Here is a 6,614-nt window from a genome sequence, read left to right as displayed (position 1 = left end):
GGGCAGTACGTTATTATGACCTTGGGTATCCTCAAGTCTAACACCCGTAAACACATCTATCCAGATAGTCATAGGCTAAGTGATTTAAAAATATTCCCTCAACCACCTGATACAGGGGGCATTAAGACAACTGTATCCATATCCATTAGGACTGTGTCAAGGCCTTTTCCAGGAGTCTTCGAATTATGTAGTACTATAATCTGCGATGTACCCTGCAGTAATTCACTAATATACTTAGCTAACCCTGGATGCCTCTCGCTAACAATCTCCAGGAGTCCTCTTAGAGTACTCCCTTTATTCAACTCTATAACCTCCTCCCTAGTGCCTGCCTTACTCTCCAACCAAAGCATGTATCTAACTCTCACCTTCATTGCTTCTCTCCCTTGCTAATGCTTCCTCATGTAGCCTTCTCCATTCTTCGTCACTTAACTCCCTGTATTTCTCCAGTAATACATCTCTTTCCCCGGGGTTCTTCATGAAGAAGTATACGGCATAGCTGCAAATCGGCTCTATAAGCCACTTATTCTCCCTGGCTAGTTTTACAGCATACTTCATGAGCTTCCCCGCTATACCCCTACCTCTGTGCTGGGGAGGAGTATACGTGGATATAAGCTTCATGACGTTGTTTTCAACGCTGTACCTTATATATGCCTTGCTCCCATCTGGTAGTCTAGTATATATCACTGTAGATGTATGGCTTATTTCATATTCTTCCCCGTTCAAACTAGGTCACCCTAACACTATTATCTAGGGCAATCCTTAAAACAATAAGCCATAATAGTCTTGGTTACAGTTAATATACTAATGGTGGTTGAGACGCCTAGAATAGCCTGTAGCGTGATCAGTGTACTAGCCATACTATTACTTATAATCCCCATGGCACAGGGAAGCATCGGTAATCTAGTGGTGAAGACCCTTATCTACGAGGGGGTTATAGAGTTATCTCTCATGGGTAAATCCATTAAAGACGTCATAGGCCTCAATATTTCAAGCCCAGTTTCACTTTCAATAACATATAAGGTTGAGGAAAACATCTCGTTTACACACCCTGAGCTAACACCTTACGCGTGCAGTATACACATTTACATAGTATCTGTAACAGGGTCGACACAGCTACCAGAAAACTGGATAAAAAAACTGGGTTCATGGAGTAATAGTATTGAGCTACAAGGGGATGAGTGTATTAATCCACCACTGGTTTTATTCATCAGGAATGGTGAGATAGCCCTGGATAACATATCTAAGACAGGTACCATGACAGGTATCACGAGGCTAGACGTGGATACAGTGCACTTGGTAGGCGGTAACCCCTTCTTAACGCTTAATCACACCATATACTCGAGCTTCTGGAGTCTATATTACGAGCCCTTATCAGGGATAGTAATATACTATACGCAAGTATATAATAATAGAAGCCCCGAGGGTGATGTCTTCTTCTACTCATTAACGTTGATGCTGAATAATTACCAGGATATATTCTATGATATCGTAAAAAGAGAGGTAATAGATTTAAGACCTCTGAACTCCTCGACCACTCCCAGCATCATATTGGTGTATCTGAACTCATTGGGTAATTCAAATGATATCCCCCGCATAAATTCAACAAACAACTCCATAACTATATTATTCGATGAACCCACATACTGTTTCATAGAGGCCGGTCCATTTGACCCTCTGGTGAACATCAGCTCTAATATAGAGTTATTCAGGTATTCCACGATCAACGGATTAACCATATATTATAGTATGAAGACCCCGTGTAAAATCCTATGGTTTAATCTAAGTAATCCCATGAATACAGGGGGAAGCCCGGTGGCGAGCGAGAAGGGAGTACCCCCTAAGTATATACAGCCGGGCATGGATTCGATTATTTTCACTATAATGACTGTCTCCGCGGTCTTATATATAGTATATTCCGTGATCAACTGGCTCATCAAGGAGTACTATGATGTCATCTTTCCCGCTTTAAGCCATGCTTCAAATTATACCTGTATACAGACAACGGGTTCCTGCCGCCCTTGCACCTATCACTTATAGGACATATATTCGTAGACTTCATTTTCTCACAGCTGTAAGGCATGTACTTCTTCCTACTACCCTTCATACCCGAGATATGCTCTACTTGGTACCTGGCTATTTTCTCATTGAAATCCGGTGTCTTCCTGAAATACTCCAGTATAGAATCCACGTCGAGACCTATATTAGCTAGAAATGCTGCAAGGTTAAATCTCTCCTCATGACTCGGGTTCCCTCCTGACTCAACAATACTAATTATCCTAGATATACATGGTGGAAGGGCTTCGGTGATCAGGCCGCCTACTTCACTGGTTTCCATGGTTCCTCTCGCAGTGATGGATTTAAACCACCCGGCATCTACTAGTTTCTCCCTGGCCTTATCAATGAAATCCTGGAGAGGTATATTCAGCGAACTAATATCCATAGACGCAGCATCAGTGATTATATGCTTGATCACCGCTTCCTCAAGGATTCTCAGAATCATTCTCTTATTCATATAAACCTTCCCCTCCGAGACAACATTATTCTCTAAAGAGTATGCAGGGTCCTGTGAAAGCCTCTCCGCCACGATCCCCGTGAACTCTATCACCGGGAGGGAATAGTTAAGCGGTAAGAATGCACCTCTAGCCCTATTCTTCCCCCCGCCAACATTATTAGTGAATACCGGGAGCGCAGGTGGATTCTCGACGTACACTAGGTGGAGACCTATTTTTGATGCTATGGAGAGGATGACGGAGTCATCCTCTTTGAAGAGACTTCTCCTCGCTGACTTAGCGTATGCTAGGGCAATCCTATTAATTAGTTTCCTATCCCCGATGGATTTAGCCACCGCTAGAAGAAGCTTATAACATGCAATACTCTCATATTCATCCATGAAAATCTTCGTGTTAACCCGCATTCTCTCTGAGAGAATATCTGTGAGAACTAATGGAAATATTTCGCGAAGCCTGTCGAGGGCGCCTCTAATGATTATCGATATAATCGTTGAGGAATCAGTGTCCCGAGGTAATCCAAACCTACTTGGACTAAAGTCGCTGGGGCCAGCTACAAAGGGGTATTTAATCAAGTCTATGTGAGCCATTCTACCTCCCTTTACCTAGTTGTATAAATACCGAGAGATATAATCGTGGTTATATTATTGTAAAATGTGAACATGTTTTGGGCATATATGTTTCTTCAGAGGGGTCTGTTTTAATCACGGTTCATCCGATAGCGTACTCATCACCATAAATAAAATATATAGGAGGCGGGCTCAGCGCTTTGGCCCCACATCACTCTTCAGACGACCCCTATTTTCAATAGAGGTCCCCATACATCATTCCCGCGTTGTAGACCTATACCTACTGAGGGTTCGGGTCTAGTGGATATTTGTGATCGCTTGTAGATATTTTTAATTACTTCATCCCCTTATTTCTTGCTCTCCCCCTTCCTCGGGCTTCATTGTTCACTGGGGGAGCGATTTGGGGTGGTCCCGGGCACCCCCGCATACGCTTGTACAGCTCTCAGCCAGCAGTAATAGTAGGAGTATACAGGTTTATAAGTTTTTAGACGCTGGGTCACCCTGGATGGGCTCCCTGACCAGGGTATATGTGTTTGAGGGGGAAGATAGTTAAATCAGGTGTAAACACCCAGTATACCCATCCAGAGAACACCGGGGGAAACTGAAGAAACCACACGGGGGAAAAGTAAAAGTAATAGTCATCAAGAAAAATGAGTAAAGAAACCAAGAGAATAAACACATCCAAAATATCTACAAGGAATTCAGAAAGTATTTAGAACCTGCAACAGGCTATTTAATTCTTTTAACCTCGAAAACTATTTTCTCATAGCCTCTTACTTTTACACCGGGTTCCACGTTGAATACCAGTAGCCTGCCCCCACTGGTTATAACATATGGAACCCCTAGATCAGCCTCGATGAATCTACCCGTTTCAGGGAGCATCCAGTATACTCTATAGCCATATTCAACCGTTTCCTCCTCGTAGATATCCTCGAACACGTTTACACCTGGTTTCAACTCTCCTTTAAACACAATTATGAAGACTATATATGGGTATTCAATGCTACCTCTAAAACCTATGTCGACACCTATAACTCTTGGAAAACACGGCTTACCGTTGAGTTTAACCTCCTCCATGTCAAGGTAGAACTGCATGTTTTTAGCCAGTGCTTCTTTTTCCTCCGCTAGCTCATCGCTTGTTAAACCATGGTAGTAGTGATCCGGGTCGTGGTAATCGAAAATCACCACTTCATTGATCCAGCCTGATTCCAATACATGGAAGAAACCCATGCCGTAAAGGGGTCTGGGCTCCCTCATTTTTTCTCCACTATTCTCCTATATGCTTCCTTACCCTTATCTGTTAGTCTTAAGTAATTATATTTACCAGTCCTAGCAACTGTTATGAATCCCTCTTCCTCGAGTCTCCTTATCCTTCTGCTCACACTTGACTTAGGTATCCCGGTCTTATTCGTTATCTCGGCCTGAGTTAATCCAGCGTCTCCAGCCTCACCTAGGGCCCTTAATATGCTTCTCGAAACGGGATCATTTAAGACATCGACCTTCTCGATTCTACCTATACTGGTCCTCCTCCACCTTAGAACAATGATCACTATCGCGACTACTGTTATTAGTATTAGTAGTAAGGGGAACAGTAAGTTTAATAGATTGAATTGAGTGGAGGAAGGGGATGCAGTGTTCACGGGTATCTTCAACACTATGAAATATATCGCTGGATCATGTGTTCGGATCACTGTTGTATTAGTTAACGTCTGAATACTGTAACCAGATACCCTAGGGTAGGAGTCTATTATGACGTCATATATTCCGGTCAAGTATATCTCCACGGATACGTTCACTGCTCCACTGGCATAATCCAGTAAATCCAGCGTCGCTGTATAAGAACCTATCGAGGCTTCCTCAGTTAAGTTACTGACCGTGAAATACAGCGTCACCGTCGAAGCATTGGATACGAGGAGTGATGCAACCCCACTGTTATCATCGTAATTTACCACCAGAGAACCTGTTGGAGGATTCATAGTGTAGTTAAAGAAGTAGAGGGAGGCGTCGCTGAATATCTTGATGGGCAGATCCACATTACCTATCTCACCAGGCGTGAGCGACATAGTGATCGAGACACTGAGAATCCCTGTCCCCTCGATCGGGTTGTAGAAAACAACGTACTCGACACTCTCGATCCCCTGCTGCGTACCCAGCACTACATGGGTTAAACCAGTGAGCATGCAGAGTACTAGCAGCAGTAACAGGTATGGGTTTAAACCTCTCCAGGTAAACATGTTAAACACCGTTGTTTTTCCTATAATAAAGTTAGGTTAATAATTATTAAACATCATCTCTAGTGAAATAGTGGTATAAAGGTTGTAAACCATGTGGATGTACAGCGAGCTATATAGTTGCCCGCTTACAGTAATCCTAGGAACCTTTACGTACAGGGGGTATAAGGGGTGGTCGGTGTTACCAATACTCAACTACAGGGTATCAATACTCAGAAGGGGCGATGCATGGAGGACTGTGACAAATATACGTGAGCCTCAATGGTATAAGAGATGCCTCGATATATGTAGAAGCATTGCAGATGGCATTAAATCGACCGGTAACATCGTGATGGATCTCTCATTAAACGCGTCATTCTACGGTGGAATAGGCACTTATATTCTCTTAGAGACTGGCTTAAGACCGCTATCCCTCGACATAGTTAACACCATGGTGTTTAAATTCTACCTGAAGCCATACACCAGTGGAGGCAGCTATGTAGAAGGAAGGTTAGAAGACTGGTTGCTTTTACAAACAGGTTTAAGAGAGGGGTTAATGAAACCAGTCTTAGATGCCTGTGAAAGCCTTGGATCGGTTAAGGACGATACATGCATAATCAACAGCGATTTAGGTGAGGTGGCGATAACACGTGGATACATCAATGAAGACGATTGGCTACATATAGTACCCGATAACTCACCGTTTAGACACGTTTTAACCCTTGAAACCCGTGTCAACCGATCTTAAAGGTGGCCCGCTGTATAAACAAGTTATAATAGGGTTAAAACCAATTGATTATGGCAGAGAGTAGTGGTGGGGAAATAATGAAGAACAAGGAGAAAGAGAAGGAGTACCGATTCATCCCGGGCGTGATACTCGACGACGCCGATGAAGAAATAATATATAGTTTAACAAACGGTTGCAGCACTTGTGCTAGATGCCCACTTAAAGGATTATGTGGGTAATCCATATTGGAGCGCATAGTCTCGAGAGGGGAGAGGATAAGGTATAAGTGTATCAGGAGCGGCACCTGCTGCGGCAGCGGGCCTAATGTGGCTTTAACAGCCTTCGATATATGTAGAATAGCCAGGTTCCTTAACACAGAGTGGAGGAGCCTGGTTGGCAGATATATCTACGCTGTTATAGCCGATCAAATCCCCATACCTGTTTTAAGAGGCATCAACAATAGATGCGTATTTCTCCAAACCAGTAACAGCTTGCCGACATGTAGTATCTACCCGGCTAGGCCGAGGAGATGCAGGCTATTCCCTTTCATACCCATCTCCCCCTCGATAAAGGATAAGATGTATGTCTCAAGAATATGCCC

Annotated in this window: 9 protein-coding genes; 4 read left to right on the top strand and 5 right to left on the bottom strand. The window is 43.4% G+C overall.

Translation table 11 applies throughout. The features are described 5' to 3' along the window. Window positions 1–98: 98 nt before the first annotated feature. Together ACP5N5_RS04935 and ACP5N5_RS04930 are read right to left on the bottom strand one after the other, a co-directional pair. The gene (locus ACP5N5_RS04935) at window positions 99–371 is read right to left on the bottom strand and encodes a MoaD/ThiS family protein (protein WP_276814183.1); all 273 of its coding nucleotides are present in this window, start codon (window positions 369–371) and stop codon (window positions 99–101) included. Beyond that, entirely contained in the window at window positions 355–723 is a 369-nt protein-coding gene (locus tag ACP5N5_RS04930) for a GNAT family N-acetyltransferase (protein WP_428133472.1), read from the bottom strand. Before ACP5N5_RS04930 ends, ACP5N5_RS04935 begins: the two co-directional genes overlap by 17 nt. Window positions 724–783: 60 nt before the next feature. Here ACP5N5_RS04930 and ACP5N5_RS04925 point away from each other — a divergent pair, with 60 nt between their 5' ends. Continuing rightward, the gene (locus ACP5N5_RS04925; RefSeq protein WP_428133470.1) at window positions 784–2,037 is read left to right on the top strand and encodes a hypothetical protein; all 1,254 of its coding nucleotides are present in this window, start codon (window positions 784–786) and stop codon (window positions 2,035–2,037) included. On the opposite strand, the gene ACP5N5_RS04920 is transcribed toward ACP5N5_RS04925, so the two are convergent. The 3 genes from ACP5N5_RS04920 to ACP5N5_RS04910 all read right to left on the bottom strand — a co-directional run bounded on the left by ACP5N5_RS04920 (window position 1,952) and on the right by ACP5N5_RS04910 (window position 5,310). Beyond that, the gene (locus tag ACP5N5_RS04920; protein ID WP_276814187.1) at window positions 1,952–3,097 is read right to left on the bottom strand and encodes a DNA primase; all 1,146 of its coding nucleotides are present in this window, start codon (window positions 3,095–3,097) and stop codon (window positions 1,952–1,954) included. The genes ACP5N5_RS04925 and ACP5N5_RS04920 overlap by 86 nt on opposite strands. Before the next feature lie 708 nt (window positions 3,098–3,805). After that, window positions 3,806–4,333 carry a hypothetical protein gene (locus ACP5N5_RS04915; protein WP_012608567.1) on the bottom strand — a complete coding sequence of 176 codons (528 nt, stop codon included), beginning with the start codon at window positions 4,331–4,333 and terminating at the stop codon, window positions 3,806–3,808. After that, entirely contained in the window at window positions 4,330–5,310 is a 981-nt protein-coding gene (locus ACP5N5_RS04910) for a helix-turn-helix transcriptional regulator (protein WP_232216773.1), read from the bottom strand. The genes ACP5N5_RS04915 and ACP5N5_RS04910 overlap by 4 nt, the downstream gene beginning before the upstream one ends. Before the next feature lie 91 nt (window positions 5,311–5,401). Between ACP5N5_RS04910 and ACP5N5_RS04905 the strand changes: the two genes are divergently transcribed. From ACP5N5_RS04905 to ACP5N5_RS04895, 3 genes are all read left to right on the top strand, one after another. Beyond that, window positions 5,402–6,034 (top strand): hypothetical protein, encoded by a 633-nt coding sequence (locus ACP5N5_RS04905; RefSeq protein WP_428133466.1) that lies wholly within the window; start codon window positions 5,402–5,404, stop codon window positions 6,032–6,034. Between the two features lie 44 nt (window positions 6,035–6,078). Continuing rightward, the gene (locus ACP5N5_RS04900; RefSeq protein ID WP_428133475.1) at window positions 6,079–6,252 is read left to right on the top strand and encodes a hypothetical protein; all 174 of its coding nucleotides are present in this window, start codon (window positions 6,079–6,081) and stop codon (window positions 6,250–6,252) included. Window positions 6,253–6,258: 6 nt separating this feature from the next. Further along, on the top strand, window positions 6,259–6,614 hold a 356-nt coding region (locus ACP5N5_RS04895; protein WP_428133464.1), incomplete at its 3' end, for a YkgJ family cysteine cluster protein.

Source organism: Desulfurococcus sp. (genome assembly GCF_049970475.1).
Taxonomy (GTDB): Archaea; Thermoproteota; Thermoprotei_A; order Sulfolobales; family Desulfurococcaceae; genus Desulfurococcus; species Desulfurococcus amylolyticus.
Note: the sequence above shows the minus strand (reverse complement) of the source record. Positions and strands in the feature narration are given on the sequence as shown.